This is a genomic window from Streptomyces thermodiastaticus (assembly GCF_014656135.1).
GTDB classification, from domain to species: domain Bacteria; phylum Actinomycetota; class Actinomycetes; order Streptomycetales; family Streptomycetaceae; genus Streptomyces; species Streptomyces thermodiastaticus.
In genome coordinates, this window is sequence record NZ_BNBV01000031.1 from 23,983 (window position 1) to 41,613 (window position 17,631).

General features: G+C 69.8%; 12 protein-coding genes. 4 read left to right on the forward strand and 8 right to left on the reverse strand.

Annotated features, from left to right (window positions below; all coding sequences use genetic code 11):
- Positions 1-42: 42 nt before the first annotated feature.
- Together clpB and IE286_RS22925 are read left to right on the forward strand one after the other, a co-directional pair.
- Positions 43-2,640 (forward strand): ATP-dependent chaperone ClpB, encoded by a 2,598-nt coding sequence (gene clpB / locus IE286_RS22920; RefSeq protein WP_189798662.1) that lies wholly within the window; start codon positions 43-45, stop codon positions 2,638-2,640.
- A 285-nt stretch (positions 2,641-2,925) separates the two neighbouring features.
- Positions 2,926-3,459: a YbjN domain-containing protein gene (locus IE286_RS22925; RefSeq protein ID WP_125498952.1), complete on the forward strand. Its 534-nt coding sequence runs from the start codon at positions 2,926-2,928 to the stop codon at positions 3,457-3,459.
- A gap of 167 nt (positions 3,460-3,626) precedes the next feature.
- On the opposite strand, the gene IE286_RS22930 is transcribed toward IE286_RS22925, so the two are convergent.
- A complete protein-coding gene (locus IE286_RS22930) occupies positions 3,627-4,820 on the reverse strand; it encodes a pyridoxal phosphate-dependent aminotransferase (RefSeq protein ID WP_189798663.1) in 1,194 nt (397 codons plus the stop codon).
- Between the two features lie 252 nt (positions 4,821-5,072).
- Here IE286_RS22930 and IE286_RS22935 point away from each other — a divergent pair, with 252 nt between their 5' ends.
- The gene (locus IE286_RS22935) at positions 5,073-5,360 is read left to right on the forward strand and encodes a hypothetical protein (RefSeq protein ID WP_189798664.1); all 288 of its coding nucleotides are present in this window, start codon (positions 5,073-5,075) and stop codon (positions 5,358-5,360) included.
- A 569-nt stretch (positions 5,361-5,929) separates the two neighbouring features.
- Here IE286_RS22935 and IE286_RS22940 read toward each other — a convergent pair.
- Entirely contained in the window at positions 5,930-6,904 is a 975-nt protein-coding gene (locus IE286_RS22940; protein WP_189798665.1) for a cupin domain-containing protein, read from the reverse strand.
- Positions 6,905-7,085: 181 nt separating this feature from the next.
- Positions 7,086-7,922 (reverse strand): AfsR/SARP family transcriptional regulator, encoded by an 837-nt coding sequence (locus tag IE286_RS22945; protein WP_229863420.1) that lies wholly within the window; start codon positions 7,920-7,922, stop codon positions 7,086-7,088.
- Between the two features lie 760 nt (positions 7,923-8,682).
- Between IE286_RS22945 and IE286_RS22950 the strand changes: the two genes are divergently transcribed.
- Positions 8,683-9,675: a helix-turn-helix transcriptional regulator gene (locus IE286_RS22950; protein WP_189798666.1), complete on the forward strand. Its 993-nt coding sequence runs from the start codon at positions 8,683-8,685 to the stop codon at positions 9,673-9,675.
- A gap of 276 nt (positions 9,676-9,951) precedes the next feature.
- Here the strand turns inward: IE286_RS22950 and IE286_RS22955 are convergent, their stop codons facing one another.
- From IE286_RS22955 to IE286_RS22975, 5 genes are all read right to left on the reverse strand, one after another.
- A complete protein-coding gene (locus tag IE286_RS22955) occupies positions 9,952-11,316 on the reverse strand; it encodes an NAD(P)/FAD-dependent oxidoreductase (RefSeq protein ID WP_189798667.1) in 1,365 nt (454 codons plus the stop codon).
- A gap of 139 nt (positions 11,317-11,455) precedes the next feature.
- A complete protein-coding gene (locus IE286_RS22960) occupies positions 11,456-12,439 on the reverse strand; it encodes an LLM class flavin-dependent oxidoreductase (RefSeq protein ID WP_189798668.1) in 984 nt (327 codons plus the stop codon).
- A 6-nt stretch (positions 12,440-12,445) separates the two neighbouring features.
- Positions 12,446-12,613, reverse strand: a complete 168-nt coding sequence (locus IE286_RS22965) for a hypothetical protein (RefSeq protein ID WP_189798669.1) — start codon at positions 12,611-12,613, stop codon at positions 12,446-12,448.
- A 26-nt stretch (positions 12,614-12,639) separates the two neighbouring features.
- Positions 12,640-15,486, reverse strand: a complete 2,847-nt coding sequence (gene lanM / locus IE286_RS22970; protein WP_308115063.1) for a type 2 lanthipeptide synthetase LanM — start codon at positions 15,484-15,486, stop codon at positions 12,640-12,642.
- Positions 15,483-17,624 carry a peptidase domain-containing ABC transporter gene (locus IE286_RS22975; protein WP_229863423.1) on the reverse strand — a complete coding sequence of 714 codons (2,142 nt, stop codon included), beginning with the start codon at positions 17,622-17,624 and terminating at the stop codon, positions 15,483-15,485. Before IE286_RS22975 ends, lanM begins: the two co-directional genes overlap by 4 nt.
- Between the last annotated feature and the right edge of the window lie 7 nt (positions 17,625-17,631).

The window sequence follows — 17,631 nt, forward strand, 5'->3', positions numbered from 1 at the left end:
AGACGTGGCAGACCGCTGACGCCAAGGAGGGAAAAAGCGACCGTGGACGCCGAGCTGACCAACAGGAGCCGGGACGCCCTTCAGGCGGCCGGCAACCGGGCCGTGACCGGGGGACACCCCGACCTCACCCCCGCACACCTGCTCCTCGCGTTGCTCGAGGGCCAGGACAACGAGAACATCATCGACCTGCTGGCGGCCGTGGACGCCGACCAGGCGTCCGTCCGTGCCGGTGCCGAGCGGGTGCTGGCGTCGCTGCCCAGCGTGACCGGCTCCACGGTCGCGCCGCCCCAGCCCAACCGTGAGCTGCTGGCGGTCCTCGCGGACGCGCAGAGCCGTGCCAAGGAAATGGGCGACGAGTACCTGTCCACCGAGCACCTGCTCATCGGCATCGCCGCGAAGGGCGGTGCCGCCGGGGAGGTCCTGAAGCGGCAGAGGGCGGACGCGAAGAAGCTGCAGGAGGCTTTCCAGAAGGCGAGGGGAGGGCGCCGGGTGACCACACCCGACCCCGAGGGCCAGTACAAGGCCCTGGAGAAGTTCGGTACCGACCTGACCGCGGCGGCGCGGGAGGGCCGGCTCGACCCGGTGATCGGCCGGGACCAGGAGATCCGCCGCGTCGTGCAGGTGCTGTCGCGCCGCACGAAGAACAACCCGGTCCTCATCGGTGAGCCCGGCGTCGGCAAGACCGCCGTCGTCGAGGGGCTCGCCCAGCGGATCGTCAAGGGCGACGTGCCCGAGTCCCTGAAGGACAAGCGGCTGGTCGCGCTCGATCTCGGCGCGATGGTCGCGGGCGCGAAGTACCGCGGCGAGTTCGAGGAGAGGCTGAAGACCGTCCTGTCCGAGATCAAGGAGTCGGACGGCCAGATCATCACCTTCATCGACGAGCTGCACACCGTCGTCGGCGCCGGCGCGGGCGGCGACTCCGCCATGGACGCCGGCAACATGCTCAAGCCGATGCTGGCCCGCGGCGAGCTGCGCATGGTCGGCGCCACCACGCTCGACGAGTACCGGGAGCGGATCGAGAAGGACCCCGCGCTGGAGCGGCGCTTCCAGCAGGTGATGGTCGCCGAGCCCGGCGTGGAGGACACCATCGCGATCCTGCGCGGGCTCAAGGGCCGCTACGAGGCCCACCACAAGGTGCAGATCAACGACTCCGCGCTGGTGGCCGCCGCGACCCTGTCCGACCGGTACATCACCTCCCGCTTCCTGCCGGACAAGGCGATCGACCTGGTCGACGAGGCCGCCTCCCGGCTGCGCATGGAGATCGACTCCTCGCCCGTGGAGATCGACGAGCTGCAGCGCGCGGTGGACCGGCTGCGCATGGAAGAGCTGGCCCTGGAGAAGGAGACCGACGCGGCCTCCCGCGAGCGGCTGGAGAAGCTGCGCCGCGACCTCGCCGACAAGGAGGAGGAGCTGCGCGGCCTGACCGCCCGCTGGGAGAAGGAGAAGCAGTCCCTCAACCGGGTCGGTGAGCTGAAGGAGAAGCTGGACGACCTGCGCGGCCAGGCCGAGCGCGCCCAGCGCGACGGCGACTTCGACACCGCCTCCAAGCTGCTGTACGGCGAGATCCCGAGCGTGGAGAAGGAGCTGGAGGCCGCCTCGCGCGCCGAGGAGGAGGCCGCCAAGGACACCATGGTCAAGGAGGAGGTCGGCCCGGACGACATCGCCGACGTCGTCGCCTCCTGGACGGGCATCCCGGCCGGCCGGCTGCTGGAGGGCGAGACGCAGAAGCTGCTGCGCATGGAGGAGGAGATCGGCAAGCGGCTGATCGGCCAGAGCGAGGCGGTGCGCGCGGTCTCCGACGCGGTGCGCCGCAGCCGCGCGGGCATCTCCGACCCGGACCGGCCCACCGGCTCGTTCCTCTTCCTCGGCCCGACCGGTGTCGGCAAGACCGAACTGGCCAAGGCCCTCGCCGACTTCCTCTTCGACGACGAGCGGGCCATGGTCCGCATCGACATGTCGGAGTACAGCGAGAAGCACAGCGTGGCCCGGCTGGTCGGCGCCCCGCCCGGCTACGTCGGCTACGAGGAGGGCGGCCAGCTGACGGAGGCGGTGCGCCGCCGCCCGTACAGCGTGGTGCTGCTGGACGAGGTGGAGAAGGCCCACCCGGAGGTCTTCGACATCCTCCTGCAGGTCATGGACGACGGCCGCCTGACGGACGGTCAGGGCCGCACCGTCGACTTCCGCAACACCATCCTGATCCTCACCTCCAACCTGGGCAGCCAGTTCCTGATCGACCCGATCACCAGTGAGGAGGAGAAGCGGGAGCAGGTGCTGGAGGTGGTCCGTGCCTCGTTCAAGCCGGAGTTCCTCAACCGGCTGGACGACCTGGTGGTCTTCTCCGCGCTGACCAAGCAGGAGCTGAGCCGGATCGCCAGGCTGCAGATCGACCGGCTGGCCCGGCGCCTGCACGAGCGGCGCCTGACCCTTCAGGTCACCGACGAGGCGCTGGAGTGGCTCGCCGAGGAGGGCCTGGACCCGGCCTACGGTGCCCGTCCGCTGCGCCGGCTGGTGCAGACCGCCATCGGCGACCGGCTGGCCAAGGAGATCCTGGCCGGCGAGATCAAGGACGGCGACACGGTCCGCGTCGACCGCTTCGGCGAGGGCCTGCTGGTGGGGCCGGCCACCGGCAAGACCCTGTAGCCCGTTCCGGTCCGCCCACCGGGCCCGTCACCCGCCGGGTGGCGGGCCCGCGCCGCGCCGGGAGCGCGCCGCGCCGGGAGCGCGCCGCGCCGGGAGCGCGCCGCGCCGGGCGTCGTCACCAGCCGGCCCGTCTGCTGCGGACGTGCCTTCTCCGCCGGGTGGGGCCCGCCGCCACCCGTCCGGCCCGATCATGTCAGCCGAGGGCTGACAAGCCCGCTGCGGGGCTTGCCACCCCCCTCCCTGCATGGGGGAGGATGGCAGGATCCGCACGAAGGGAAAAACACGGTGAGCATCGACCCGTCCTCGATTCCGAACTTCGGGGGTCAGCCCAATCCGCAGCCCCAAGGACCGGCGGGCCCCGTCGTCCCGGATCAGGACCTCGTGAAGCAGCTCCTGGACCAGATGGAACTCAAGCACCTGGTCGACGAGGAGGGCGACCTCGTCGCTCCGTGGGAGCAGTTCCGCACGTACTTCATGTTCCGCGGCGAGGCCGAGCAGCAGGTCTTCTCCGTGCGGACGTTCTACGACCGGCCGCACAAGATCGACGAGAAGCCGCAGCTGCTGGAGTCCATCGACGACTGGAACCGCCGCACCCTGTGGCCGAAGGTGTACACCCACACCCACGACGACGGCACCGTCCGCCTGATCGGCGAGGCGCAGATGCTCATCGGCATGGGCGTGAGCCTGGAGCACTTTGTGTCCTCGACCGTGAGCTGGGTGCGGGCCGCCATCGAGTTCGACCGGTGGCTCATCGAGCAGCTGGGCCTGGAGGGAGAGATCAACGACGCCGACCGCCCGCAGGACGACGGCGAGGCGTGACCGTGCCGCCCGCCACGGCGCACGCGTGACGGCGACCGCACGGACACGGGCACCGCGCGCGAACGACAGCCCGGCACCCAGGACACCGGCCCCGCGAGGCCGTATCCCGGGGCCGGGCTGTCGTCATGAGCGGTGCTGCCGGTGGGGGACCGGCGGCCGGGGGCGGCTCACCCGTGGCGCAGGCCCGCCAGCCGTTCGGCGGCCTCCCGCAGCGTCTGATGCCGCTTGCAGAAGGCGAACCGCACGAACGGCGCCCCCTCCTCGCGGTGGTCGTAGAAGACCGCGTTCGGGATGGCCACCACGCCGGCGCGCTCGGGCAGCGACCGGCAGAAGGCGAAGCCGTCGCTCTCCCCGAGCGGGCGGATGTCGGCGGTGATGAAGTACGTGCCGGCCGGCCGGAACACCGCGAAGCCGGCCTTCTCCAGCCCCGCCGCCAGCAGATCCCGCTTGGCCCGCAGATCCTCCCGCAGCGCCGTGAAGTAGTCCTCGGGCAGGTTCAGCGCCTCGGCGACCGCGTACTGGAAGGGCCCCGCCGAGACGTACGTCAGGAACTGCTTCGCCGCGCGCACCGCCGTGACCAGCGCGGGCGGCGCGGTCACCCAGCCGACCTTCCAGCCCGTGTACGAGTACGTCTTGCCGGCCGAGCTGATGGTCACGGTCCGCTCGCGCATCCCGGGCAGCGTGGCGAGCGGCACATGGACGGCGTCGTCGAAGACCAGGTGCTCGTACACCTCGTCGGTGACCACCAGCAGGTCCCGCTCGACGGCCAGCTCGGCGATCGCGGACAGCTCCTCGCGGGTGAGGACCGTCCCGGTCGGGTTGTGCGGGGTGTTGATCAGCAGCAGCCGGGTGCGGTCGGTGACGGCCGCCCGCAGTTCGTCCAGATCCAGCCGGAACGCGCCGTCGTGCGGGCGCAGCGTCACCGGGACACGCCGCCCGCCCGCCATCGCGACGCAGGCCGCATACGAGTCGTAGTAGGGCTCCAGGGCGACGACCTCGTCCCCGGGTTCCACCAGGGCCAGCAGCGACGCCGCGATGGCCTCGGTGGCGCCGGCGGTGACCAGCACCTCGGTGTCCGGGTCGTACGTCAGGCCGTAGCGCCGCTGCTGGTGGGCCGCGATCGCCGTGCGCAGCTCCGGCACGCCGGGGCCCGGCGGGTACTGGTTGCCGCGCCCGTCGCGCAGCGCCCGCACCGCCGCCTCGCGGATCTCCTCCGGGCCGTCGGTGTCCGGGAACCCCTGCCCCAGGTTGATCGACCCGGTCGTGGCGGCCAGGGCGGACATCTCGGCGAAGATCGTGGTCCCGAACTCGGCGAGCCGGCGGTTGAGGATCGGGCGTGCGCTGGAGGTCATGCCGGTCATCCTGCGCCGAAGCCGCGCTCTTCCTCAACCGTGCCCGGCCGTGGCGGCCCGCTTGTGCACGGGTGCCGTAGTCGTGGCCGGAGCCGCGGGCGGCGTGGTGGGGCGAGCCCGGTGAGCACGGTGGCTCAGGACTTGCTCAACTCCGCTTTGGCTGCCGTCGCGGCCGGGCATCACGGCTGCACACACCGATCGAGGCGCCCACGGGGGCGCTGGCGAAGGTACTGACGGGGGAGAGGAAGGGAGCGTGACGCCATGGTGATCTCCATCGCCCTGGCGGTGCTCGCGGTGATGGTCGTGGCTGCAGGGATCGCGGCGATCAGCGGGATGCGCACCAGCACCATCGGCCGGCACAGCAAGCGGCGGCGGGCGAGGTCGTACGGGTCCGGGGGCGGCGGCTGGTGGGCCTCCGGTGACTGGGACTGGGGCGGCGGCGACTCGTCGTCCGGCGGCCACCACTCGGGAGGCCACTCCTCCTGCGGCTCGTCGTGCGGCGGCGGGGGATGCGGCGGCGGTGGCGGGGGATGCGGCGGCGGCAGCTGACCCGGAAGCCGGGGGGTGCCTCTCTGTCTTTCGTCGAGCGAGGCGTCACCTCCTGCGGACCGGACGCGACCCAGACCGTGCTCCAGCTGCACGGCCACCTCGTGCCCCGCACCGCCGGCGACGGCCTCGCCCTCACCGGGCCGCGGCGTCCCGCTTCTCGCCCGCACGATCCGCGGCCGCGATCTGTGACCGGCGCCGCCGGCTGTGTGCGGCGCCCACGCCGCTGGAGCAGCCCGTGGCACCGGTACAGCTCTGAACCGCGTGGTCGCGACGAGGCCCGGCTGACCGCCGGGCCCCGGCCGCCCGGGATCGTGGGCGGCTCGGCGGCTTCTTCCGCGCCGCTCCTGCTTCCGGTCGTCGGACACCACGTGGCCCCATCACATCCGTGATCACGATCGCGGTCACGATCGCGGTCACTGTCCTCAGCCCGCCGACGCGTTCGAGCGCACGCTCTCGCGGTGCCTCCTTCCGGTACTTCGCCGCCGGGGAGGACGTGGCCGTCCGGTTTCCGGCGGGCGACGGCGCAGGGAACCGCACGGCCGCCACGGCCCGCGGCGGCGGGCAGAGCGTCACCGGCCGGGTGCGCCGAGAGGACCGCTCTCCACAGGGGATGCGGGGCCGACGTCCGGGAGGCCGAGCCGGAACCTTCCGAACCGCGCGCCGTCCCTGGCGGCGAAGAACCGCTTCAGCAGGTCCTCCTCCGCGAACGCCCTGTTCAGCCGCTCCCGCACCTTCCGCAGCACCTCCTGCGGGCCCTCCGGGTCACCGACACGCAACAGCTCGGCGCACAGGGCCTCGTCCTCGCGGAGCTGATCCAGCAGCCAGCGGACCAGGTCCAGGCCGGTGGTACAGGGGATCGAACCGGTGATGTGGAGGGAGGGGCCCTCCTCGGTCACCGGGTCGTGCCAGTAGCCCCGTGGCAGGAAGAGCACGTCGCCGGGAGAGAGCACCAGGTCGTCGACGGCTTCGGCGGGCGGCGTGCCCATCGCCGAGTCCCTCGGGTGCATGGAGAACTCGTTGCGCCCGAAGATGCGCCACCGCTTCCTGCCCTGCAGCTGGATGGCGAACACGTCGTGGTCGTCCCAGTGGGCGTTGAAACCGCCGGTGGGCGTCCAGGAGGCGTAGAGATTGAACTCGAAGTCGCTGAGCAACCTGCGCTCGAAGGCTTCGGAGAGCCGCGACAGTCCGGGGTGCATCTCGTCCACGTACCGCAACGCGATGGTGTGGCCGGCGTGCAGCGCCGCTCGCAGTCTCACCGGATCGATGCGGACCCGCCGGCGTCCGCGCCGGGCGATGCGCGCCTCCATGTAGGCGGCCTCAGGGAGTTGCTTGCCGTCCCGCGACAACCGCAACTGCGGGGATCTGAGGTGATGCGTCTCCAGGATCTCGTTCAGGTCGTCCCAGCCGAAGAGGGCCCTGATCTTCTCCGCGGCACCGGGGAACACGCGGTGTTCGCGGTGGTAGACCTGCGACAGGAAGTCGTCGGCCATCACCGTGGAGACGAAGTCGTCCATCGCGCCCGGGAGATCTTTCGTGTGTTCCATGGCTCCTCCGTGATGCACCATCGGCGCACAATCGGCCGGCCGCGGTATTCGCCGCCGCGGAAAAGGGGACACGGCACCGTGCGCCACCACGTTCGAAACATCTCGAGAAGACCGCGGCGACGGCTTCCCGCCTGCCGGCCCGGCCTTCCCTGCGCCCCGGGCCCACTCCCCCGGGGCTGCTTCATGACACCTGGGCCCGGCGCGATGCGGTGCGCACGACCAGGCGCACGGCCTCGTCGCCGTCCCAGGTGAGCGCGGCCCTCCTCATGGCCTCGACACTTGGAGGCACGTCGATGCCCAGGTCCTCGACAAGGACCGTCCTGCAGCGCTGGAGGACGCTCAAGGCACCTGCCGAGTCACCCCGGACGCAGTACACGGCTGCCAGGAGTTCCCACAGGCGCTGCCGGTGCGGCGCTTCCGCGATGATCGTCTCGATGCGGTAGGACAGCATGTCGGTCCGGCCCGCGATGAGCAACGCGGTGAAGAGGTCCTCGTACGTGTCGAGGCGCCCGTTGCGCAGTCCCGTCGCGTGTGCGTCGAACCAGCGCGTCATCGGCAGATCCTGTCCGAACGGACCACGCCAGAGGGCAAGTGCCTCCTCGAACACGGCGACGGCCCTGTCGACCTCGCCCCGCGCCAGGCAGTCGCGGCCCTGCCTGGAAGCCCGGACGAACGTGGGCAGGTCGACTTCTTCCGGCCCGGCCTCGATCCTGTAGCCGCTCTGGGTACCGCGGCACGTCTTGATTCTGTGGCTCAGTCCCGGCAGGGCCCGGTCGAGATCACGCCGCAGTCCGGTGAAGTGACTGCGAATGTTCGCCTTGGCCGACGAGGGCGGATCGTCCCACAGCAATTCGGCCAGTTCCGTCATTCCGATGGGGTGGCCGGACCGTAGGAGCAGGGCCGTGAGAATCGCCCGCCGTATGGGGGAAGGAACCTCGACCTCTTCCTGGACCCGGAGGTGTCCCAGAATTCTGAACAGCATTGCGCCGTCTGCCCCTTTCAGCGGGGCGAACAGCACGTGGCTATGAACAACTCCTTGCTCTTGGGACAAGAGGTCAGCAAAGAGGAGCAGCGTCTCGTGACCGAGGTCATAATTGTCCCCCACAATTCCTCGATGTAGCGATCTGTCCAGGTTGCTCGTGGCGCGGTCTGCGGGAGCCGGGTCCCGGTGGCCGGGCCGGTCACGACGCGGGCCGGCCCGGCGTCGATGGGTGATCGCGTCGTCGCCCGCGATCACCGGCAGCGCGATGCGCGCGGCCAGGGCCGGCGACCGGCGTCCCGGCCGGTCACGGGGAGTTCGGAGTGAAGGCCAGCGTGAGCGCGACTGCCAGGAACATGGCTGGACTCCAATCCATCTGCCTGTGACGGCCGTTGGGAGGCATCGAGCCATGGCGCCCCGTTCGCCCCCGGCCGCTTCGCCCCCGGCGGTACCGGCGGCCGAGGAGAGGAAATCATTCTGGTACCCCACGTGTCCGCATCCGAGACCTGTCAGGAAGTTGCCGGGCAGCTTGTTGCCACGTCAGGCCGGGTGGCGGGACGAACCGGTGTCGCCCGCGGCGGCTGCTGGGCGGCGGAGGCTCTTCCGGCCAACTCCCGTGACGCCGCTGGACCATGCGTACGGAAGTGACGGCACGTCCGGGCATCCCCACCGGACGGCGTCAGCCGCTACGGTGACGACCGTGCAGACTTTTGACAGGAGCACCACCAGGAACGCGCACGTCCACACCTAGATCGTCTACGCGCGTCAACGCCGGGCGGCTCAGACGGGGGAGGAGCACGTGACGGATTTGCCACATCTTGATGAAGAGACACTCGAGGTGTATCGCGCGTTCCTGTTCCACGACGGACAGGACCCGCACGAGCTGGCCGGATTAGCCGACAGTGACCACTACGGCGTCAAGACGGCCATAGCACGGCTCATCGACCTGTCGCTGCTCGTCGCCTCCAAGGATTCGCCCGGGGGACTGAGAGCCGTGCACCCGTCGTACGGGATGAGAGTCCTGCTCCAGCGGGAGCAGAAGGAACTCGCCCGGCGGCAGCACTGCATCCAGCACAACACGACGGTGCTCGACGCCATAGCTGCGGAATACGCCGCTGCCAGGAAATCGGCTCACGCCGACAGCATCGAGCGACTGCACAACAGCGACGACATTCGTACACGTCTTGAGGCCCTGGCAGAGTCCTGCCGACACGAAGTCCTGGCCTTCCACCTCGCGGGAGGACTGACCGAGGAGTCGGTGGAGGACTCCAGGTCCCTGAGCGAGCGCGCCGTCGCCCGCGGCGTGCGCTTTCGTTCCATCTACATCGACAGCAGCATGCACGATCGCGTCATCAGGTCACATGCCCAGTGGATGGTCGAGCACAACTGCGAAGTGCGCACCGCCCCCTCCCTGCCGATGCGGCTGCTGATCGTGGACACGACTGCCGCCGTGGTCAGCGGGCTGCCCGGTCAGGGGACGGCCTCGGCACTGCTCTTCAGCAGCAGGCCGGTGGTCCTTGCCATGCGGGCACTGTTCGAGGCGTACTGGGAACATGCGGACCGGTTCCCTCACGAAGTCGCTCCTTGCTTGACACTGCCCGACGAGATCACACCCCAGGAACGCAAGCTGCTCGAGTTGCTGGCCAACGGTCTCACCGACAGTGCGGTGGCACGGACACTGGGCATCAGCGTGCGCACGGAACGGCGGAAAATGGCCGAACTGATGAAGCGGCTCGGCGCCTCCAGCCGTTTCGCGGCAGGGGTGGAGGCGACTCGCCGGAAGTGGATCTGACGCACAGGACGAATGCCCTCCACACGGTGCCGCCGGCCAGGGAGCCGCTCGGCCGGTGATGCCCGCCGCTGCCCGTCGAACGGTCACGGCAGCGCAGGCACAGGTTGGCCGGGCGTGCGATCCGCACGCCCGGCCAACCTGTGCCTGTGTCCTTCTTCGCACCGGACTCGCATGCGGCCCGCCCGGTGCCGGTTCCCCGGGACGGGCGAAGGCGCGCCCGGCGGACTCGGCCGGAAGCAGGACACCGAGCGCGGGCGGCACGCGGGCCCAGGGGTGTCAGCGGACCGGGTGCGCCTTGTGGGACGCCTTCACCTCCTGCGCACGAGACCGCTCACCGCCGCCTTCACCGGCTTCCCGGCTCGCGGCGATCTGCTCGTCCCACTCCTGCAGGACGTCCTCGACCTCCTCCAGGCTCATCGGGTCGAAGTCCACGACATCCGCGACGGCGCTCACGCCCGAGATCATCGAGATGAACCCGACACGCGAACTCTGCGTGACCATGTTCGCGATCTCCCGCGCCCGCTCCTCGTACTCCTCGCGCAACCGGGTCGGGTCCATGAAGAAGCGCACGTAGGCCAGGATGTCCTTGTACAGCTGGCGGTAGAGGGCGTCGAACCTCTCCAGGGCCTGCTCTTCCCGCCCCTGGTCCCCCAGCGCGGCGTCGAGCGCCCGGGCGGCCAGCCATGCCCCCGAGGTACCCAGCCATACGCCGGAGGAGAACAGGGGGTCGATGAATGCGGCGGCGTCTCCCACCGCGACCCAGCCCGGACCGTGGAACGTGTCGCACACATGGGACCAGTCGCGTGTGGTGCGCAGTTCACCGAGTGCCTCCGCGTCGACCATCGTCTTCGCGACATGGCTGTTCTTCAGGCAGTCGAGGAAGACGTCCCGCTGGGTACGGCCGCCGCGGGTCTGCTCGGCGAGCTTCTCGGCGGACAGCACGTATCCCATGCTCAACCTGGTGTCCGAGAGCGGAATGCCCCACACCCAGCCGCCGCTTGGGATGGCCTCGACGAGGATGTCGTCCTTGTACTCGATGGGCGTGTAGGAGTCGAAGTAGGTCCACACCGCGACATTGCGCAGATCCTCTTGCCAGCTGGTTTGCGTCAGCTCACGGGTCAGCAGGCGGGCCTGGCCGGAGGCGTCCACCACGAAGCGGGCGGTGGCCCGGTGGGTCTCACCGTCCTGCGTGTACGCCACCCCGGTCACTCTGCCGGCCTCGTCCCGGAGGATCCCCGTGACCTGGGCGGCCTCGTGAACCATGGCACCGAGCTTCCTGGCGTTGTCGAGCATCAGCTCGTCGAACTCGCTCCGCGTGACGTGCCAGGCGTGGGTGAAGTGGCTGCCGGCCGAGGAGAAGGCAGCGGAGAAGTCGCTGCGCCAGGGTTCGGGGTCCCTGCCCCACCGCAGGGTGATCCCGCTCTTGTGCTGGAAGCGCGCGTCCAGCTCCTCTATGAGGCCCAGTTCCTCCATGAGCGGAGCCATGCCGGACACCATGGACTCCCCGATGTGGTACCGGGGGAAGGTCTCCCGTTCCAGGATGAGTACCGTGCGGCCGGCCTTGGCGAGCAGGCCTCCGACCGTGGACCCGGCCGGGCCTCCTCCCACGACGACGACATCGACGTTCTCGGTGCGGGACATGTGCTTTCGCCCTCTCTGCTGACGGACAACTCTGTGAACAGGGGATGGGACGGGGCGCGCCCGACCGCGCGTCCCGGGCCGCGCACCGGCTCCTGCGGGCCACGCAGGGCGAGCGGGGGCCCGCCCGGCCGGCCACGCGTCAGGTCAGTCCGACGTCGGCTGCCGACACACCCGTCGCACTGCCGAGGATCTGCAGGAGGTCCTGGGCAGCCGCTTTCGGTCCGTGCGTCTGCGCGACACCGATCGTGTTGAGGACGACCTCGTCCACCCCGGCGGCTGCGAACTCGGCGAGCCGGTCGTGGATCTCTTCCACGGTTCCGTACAGGAAGGCGCCCGCGTCCACGACCCGTGCGGTGTCCTGCGCGTCGCCCTGGCCGGACACCGTGATTCCGGCCTTGCGCAGCGCGTCCTGGTAGTGGGGCGCCTTCAGATGGTTTCCGCACGCCGCTTCGACCAAGGCTGTGACGTCACGGCCCTGGCGTGCGACCGCCAGCGGCACGATGGCCGTGGTGCGCACCGGTTCCTCGAGTGTGCGGTCGGCGCCACGCATCGCCGGGATCAGCGTCTCGGCGAGGTGACCGGCCGGCATGAGCCAGGTGATGGCCCGGTCGGCCACCTCGCCCGCGAGGGCCGCCATCTTCGGGCGCAGCACCCCGAGGCCCACCTCCACCGGCGGCGCCGGACGCTTCGGCAGCCGGGCGGCCACCGAGAAGTACTCGCCCTCGACCATGGCGTCGTCACCCGACACCAGGGCGCGCACGATCGTCGCGTACTCCCGGGAGGCCCGCAGTGGCCTGGCGTACGGCTGCCCCAGGAGGGCGCTCTGGAAGGACACGGGCCCCGGTCCGAACCCGGCCACCACGGAGTGTCCGGTGGCGAGTGCGACCGAGCGTGCCTCGAGGGCCGCCTGGTAGGGCGACCGCAACGGCATGAGGGAGACTCCGAACCCCATCGGGACGCGCACACCGATTCCGGCAAGCCAGGTGGCCAGGTGGTGGGAGTCGAGGATCAGCGACTGCCCCTGCCACAGGCGCTCGGCGGCGGTCCACTGCACGAGGTTCGCGAACAGCACCGCCTGCTCGGGACGGGTCGGCACCACCGGCAGCAGTATCGAATACTTCATCGTGGACTACCGCTTCCGTCGTCGTGCCGACACGGCCAGGGAAATGACGGCGCCGGCCACCAGACCCAGCACGGCACCGCCCCAGTTGTCCTGGCTGAAGGCCACGGCCGCGACGACGACCCCGATGAGCAGGGGAAACGCAGGTGCCATACCGCCCTGCTTGCCTTGGTTCATGACTGGTTCTCTCCTGTCTCCGGTCGTCATCGCAGGACTTCTCTCACGGCGCTCCCGCCGCGCGGCCGCGGCATCGACGGTTCCGGCACGCCGGAGGCGGTCAACGCCACCGGCACGAAGGCCGGTTCCTGACCGTCGAGTGCCCTGTTCAGCATGAGGTCGGTGTGGCCGATGCCCGACCAGCCGAACATGTAGCCCAGCAGCGAGGTCCTACCCGGACAACCGGTGTGGAACCCATGCTTGCGGGCCGCCTCCGCCACGCGGTCCCGGTAGTCGGCCGCCCGTTCGAGCATGGATCGGTCCTCCAGCAGTCGGCTCGCCGCGATCAGCGACTGGATCACGCCGCTGGAGCCGTGGCACACCGACAGGTCCACCGGGCTCTGCTCCCGCAACGACGTCGCCCGGTCCGCCAGTTCTTCGAGGCGTGTGCCGGTCGGTGTCCGCCGCCGGCCCGCCGACGTCAGGATCTCCGCCGCGACCAGCAGCAGCCCCGCGTTGCCGTTGCACCATCCCGGCACCGGCGGCAGCCCCCCGTCGGCCAGGCGTTCCGTCAGCCAGTCCGCGGCCGCGCCGGTCAGGGACGGGTCACCCAGGTACCGGCCGATCCGGGACACGGCCCACTGCATGCCGACATCGCCGTGAGCCACGTCGAACCACGCGCGGTCCCGCCTCGTCCCGGCCTGTGCGAGCACCAGGTCGCACAGGCGCGTCAGCCGCTCCTCGTCCATCAAGGGGTCCTGGCCCGCTTCGAGACGGGCCAGCACGGCCATGAGAAAACCGGCGGGGCCGTTGGCCAGGTCCGTCTCCAGGGTGCCGGCCTCGATGCGCTCCGGAAGCCGCTCCAGCAGCTGGGCCACCCAGGCGCGGTCCTGCCGGCAAGGCCGGGTGAGCAGCAGCGAGGCCGCCCCGGTGAACACGCTCTCCGGGGCTCGCAGCAGAGCCTCCCCGTACACCTCGAGAAGCGCGCTCAGGCCGCGGTCGGCGCTCAGGTACAGCTCTGTCATCTCCGCATCGTGCTGCGCGGCGTCCTGGAGGAAGGTGACGATCCCCCCGTTGTCGTGGAACGACAGGAAGTTCCCCGGGACGATGGTGGGGACACCGCGGCCGGGCCCCACCCCGCCGATCCAGCCGCACTGCGCGCCGTGCTCGTCCTGGTAGGTCACCCGCACGTCCCGGAGCGTGCGTGCCACCCGGGGCCACCATGCCTCGCCCGCGGCGGTGTGCAGGACCGGAGCGAAAACGCTGTGGGAGGACATCACGTCCGGTGCCGCCTCGGCGAGTTCGCCGAAGCACTCCTCCAGCACGAACCGGTGGTGGACGTCGCTCTGCCCGGCGTGGAGCGCGAGGCCCGCCCGGGCGTTGTCCGCCGGTGACGACGGATGGGCTCCCTCGTGCCGGGAGGTGTGCGTGGCCAGCTCGGTGGAGCCGGCCCGCGCAGTGAAGTAGGGCACGTTCCCGGTGTCCAGCGCGACGCGCTCGGCCTCGCCGGCGAACGCGCGGGCCTCGGACGTCAGGTACCGGGGAAACTCTCTCAGCAGCCCCAGGAGCCGCTCGGTCTCACCGGTGTCGCGCAGGTACCGCGGTTGTGTGGCCGCGTCGAGGAAGCGGCCGTACACCATCGTCGAGCGGATCAGGCAGCGCACGGGCAGATCGGCGTACCGGTCGAGGACGTCCTCGATCGCCTTGCGCTGCCGGACGGCTCCCAGGGCGTCGGTGTATCCGGTGACGATGTCGCGGTAGTACCGCACGGACGCCAGTTTCTCCCCGCCGAGCCGCGGCACGTTCTCCTTGTGCCGGTACACGACGGGTTCCCAGGACAGGCGGACGGCGTCCGTGCCACCGTCCTGGATCACGGTCTTTTTCAGTTTGCCGGACACCTGTTCACCGCCGACGCCGACACCCGCCATGATCACGTCGATCGGCGATTCGGGCCTGACGTTCGGGACCAGCATGGTGGAGGCCACGGAGGCCTCGACATGGTTGATCAGCCGGTGTTCCAGTGAGTCGTTCCCGGTCCCGGCGCCCGGCCGCAGCATCATCTCCGTGTCGATGACGCACGGGTGCTCCCCGGCGGCCAGCAGGTTCTCGTCGTGGAGGTCGGACGCGCCGATGGCGCCGAAGAGCGCGCACAGCGCGCCGAAGCGGTAGAAGTACCGGGCCGGCTGGTCCGGCGCGGTCATGGCGTGGGGGGTGACGAACCGCTGCCATCCATGGTCGCCGACGGACAGCGAGGCCGGCACGCATCCGTCGAGGCTGTGGGCGAGATACGGCTCGGCCGCGGCGTACAGGTCGCGGACGAAGTCGTCGGACGCCAGGGGACGCGGTTTGAAGACCAGCTTGCCGCCGCCGGCGAGGCGCAGGACCATGACACGCCGGTTGTCGTTGTGCGGGTCGCCGCCCGTGGTGATCAAAGAGGCGAGCGTGTCGTCCTCGTCCTCCAGCAGACCGCCCGCCACAAGCCGCGGCCGGTCCTGCTGAAAGGCCGTGAACAGGTCGTCGTAGGCGTCGATGAAGTGATCCAGGACCACGGTGAGCCGGCGGCGCAGCACCGGATAACGGTCCAGGATGTCACGGCAGTTGCCCGGATCGTCCAGGTGCCGGCGGAACGTCCGGAGCGCCTCGCCGCTCTCGGCGGACATGGGCAGCCCCTGGGCTTCCCGGAATGCGTGGAACTCCCCTATCAGCACGCGAAGGGAGTGTCCCTCCACGGTGGTGACGAGGTCTTCCCAGATCCGGTCGGTCAGTTCATCCGCGTGCTCGGGCGTGGACACCCGGGACAGGGGACCGTGCAATCGGTCCACGACTGTTCGACGGGGTATGCGGTTCGTGTAGAACGGCAGGAAATCGGCGACTGCCACCTGCGGGCCGGTCACGCTCGCTCTCCCCCCACCAGCGTGTCCTCCCGCTGGTTCTCACCGTACAAGTTCGCGTACAAGTCGTCCTCTCCGAGGAGTTCTTCGTGGGTTCCGGCTTCCCTGATCGTCCCTTTGTCGAGGACGTAGATCCGATCGGCCGACTTCACGGTGGCCAGGCGGTGCGCTATCACGATCTGCGTGGCCCCGATCTCCGAGATGACCTGCATGACACGGCGTTCGTTGATGTTGTCGAGTGCCGCCGTGGCCTCGTCCATGACCAGGATCTTCGGTTGTCCCAGCAGGGCCCGGGCGATGGCGATCCGCTGGCGCTGACCGCCCGAGAAGTTGGCTCCCATGTCGGATACCAGGGTGTTGAACCCCATGGGCAGGTCGTCGACGAAGTCCAGGATCCCCAGCCGGTCGCAGAACTCGCGGACGTACTCCTCGGACAGGTCCTTGCCCAGTGTCAGGTTCTCCAGGATGGTGCGATTGTGCATGTGCACCTCCTGGGGGATGTAGCCGATGGTGCGGCGCAGAGCGGTCTTGTCGTACTCCTCGAGGTCGTGTCCGCCGAACTCGATCGTTCCGCTCGTGGCCTCGTAGAGCCCGCAGATGATGCGGCCGAGGGTGCTCTTTCCCGATCCCGAGGGGCCGACGAGGGCTATGCGTTCTCCCGCACCGATCGTCATCGTGACGTTCCGGACCACCAGGTCGCTGTGTCTGGTGAACCGGAAGCTGACGTTCTTGAGGCTGATGGACGGGGAGGTGAGTTCGGTACGGGTGCCGCCGGGCGTCTCCGGTTCCTCCTCGGAGATCTCCGCCAGCCGGGACACGTACCGGGACACCTCGTTGAACGAGGTGTACGTCTGGAACACCGAACCGGCCAGAGAGAAATAGGTCGCGGAAATCGCCTGGACCGACACGGCGGCCCCGAGGGATATGCGTCCGTCACCGACCAGGTGAAGACTGAACAGCAGCAGGAGCAACGGCCCGAACATCTGCGTCGTGGTCGACAGACCGGCTATCCGGCCCTGCTGGAGACGCATCCGCGTCTTCATCGCGTTCAGCGAGTGGCTGTACGTCTCGTTCCAGCCGTTCAGGAACTCCTGGGCGTAACCGCCCATTTTGATCGCCGGGATCGACACGATGGCGTCGAGCTGGGTTCCCTGGCTCTTGGAGAGATACGCGATCTCCGAGTCGACCGCCTCGGTGACCCGGTACCGCGTCTTCACCAGATACAGGGCGTTGAGCAGGAACATGCCGACGGCGACCAGCCCCAGGCGCCACTCCGTGACCAGCAGGTACACCGTGACGCAGATCAGTGCGCCCACGTCGAGCAGGCCCTGGGCCATCCGGGACGAGATCAGGTCGCGTACCGACGTCACGCTGTTGAGCCGGTAGATCAGTTCGCCGGGCGGCCGTGTGGTGAAGAACTTGAACGGCAGGTTGAGGAGCCTGGTGAACGTCTGGTTCATCAGGTCCTTGCCCAGTACCGCGATCAGCGAGGACAGCAGTACGACCCTCGTCAGGTGCAGCGTGTAGTAGCCCAGGGCGGCGGCCAGCACGGCTCCCAGGAGGAGGGCCGCATCGCCGAGTCCGTGCCAGTGCGCGTACCGGTCGACGGCCCATCGGGTGAGGACGGGGATGCCGAGAACGGTCCCGTACCCGCTGAGCGACAGCAGGGCCACCAGGCCGATGCGCCTCTTCGCGTCCGTCGTGAGCAGCAGGAACTTGCGCCACTCGGAAAACGGCCTGGCGCGCCTCTTCTCGAACCCTTCGGCCGGCTCGGCGGCGAGGACGATCTCGGTGAAGCTCTTCTCCAGCTCCTCGCGGCTGATCCGGCGCCGTCCGACCGCGGGGTCCATGACGACGGCCGTCCGGCCGTCGAAGGTCTCCAGGACGACGAAGTGGTAGTTCTCCCAGTAGAGGATCACCGGTGAGGTGAAGTTCTCCAGGGCGGCCACGTTCCTGACCCGGTACGGCTTGACCCGCATGCCGCGTGATTCCAGGAACTGCGCCAGCTGGCTGGCCGACAGGCCGTCGCGTCCCGCTTCCATGACCTCGCGGGCACTGACGATCTCCTCCGCGCGCCCGTAGTACCGCAGCAGGGCGATGCACGAGCACAGACCGCACTCCGTCTGCGTGACCTGGGTCACGGTCGGC

Coding starts and splice junctions, on each gene's coding strand:
- IE286_RS22935 (WP_189798664.1), top strand. CDS start 5,073: ATGGTGATCTCCATCGCCCTGGCGGTGCTCGCGGTGATGGTCGTGGCT.
- IE286_RS22960 (WP_189798668.1), bottom strand. CDS start 12,439: ATGAAGTATTCGATACTGCTGCCGGTGGTGCCGACCCGTCCCGAGCAG.
- IE286_RS22965 (WP_189798669.1), bottom strand. CDS start 12,613: ATGAACCAAGGCAAGCAGGGCGGTATGGCACCTGCGTTTCCCCTGCTC.
- IE286_RS22955 (WP_189798667.1), bottom strand. CDS start 11,316: ATGTCCCGCACCGAGAACGTCGATGTCGTCGTCGTGGGAGGAGGCCCG.
- IE286_RS22940 (WP_189798665.1), bottom strand. CDS start 6,904: ATGGAACACACGAAAGATCTCCCGGGCGCGATGGACGACTTCGTCTCC.
- IE286_RS22930 (WP_189798663.1), bottom strand. CDS start 4,820: ATGACCGGCATGACCTCCAGCGCACGCCCGATCCTCAACCGCCGGCTC.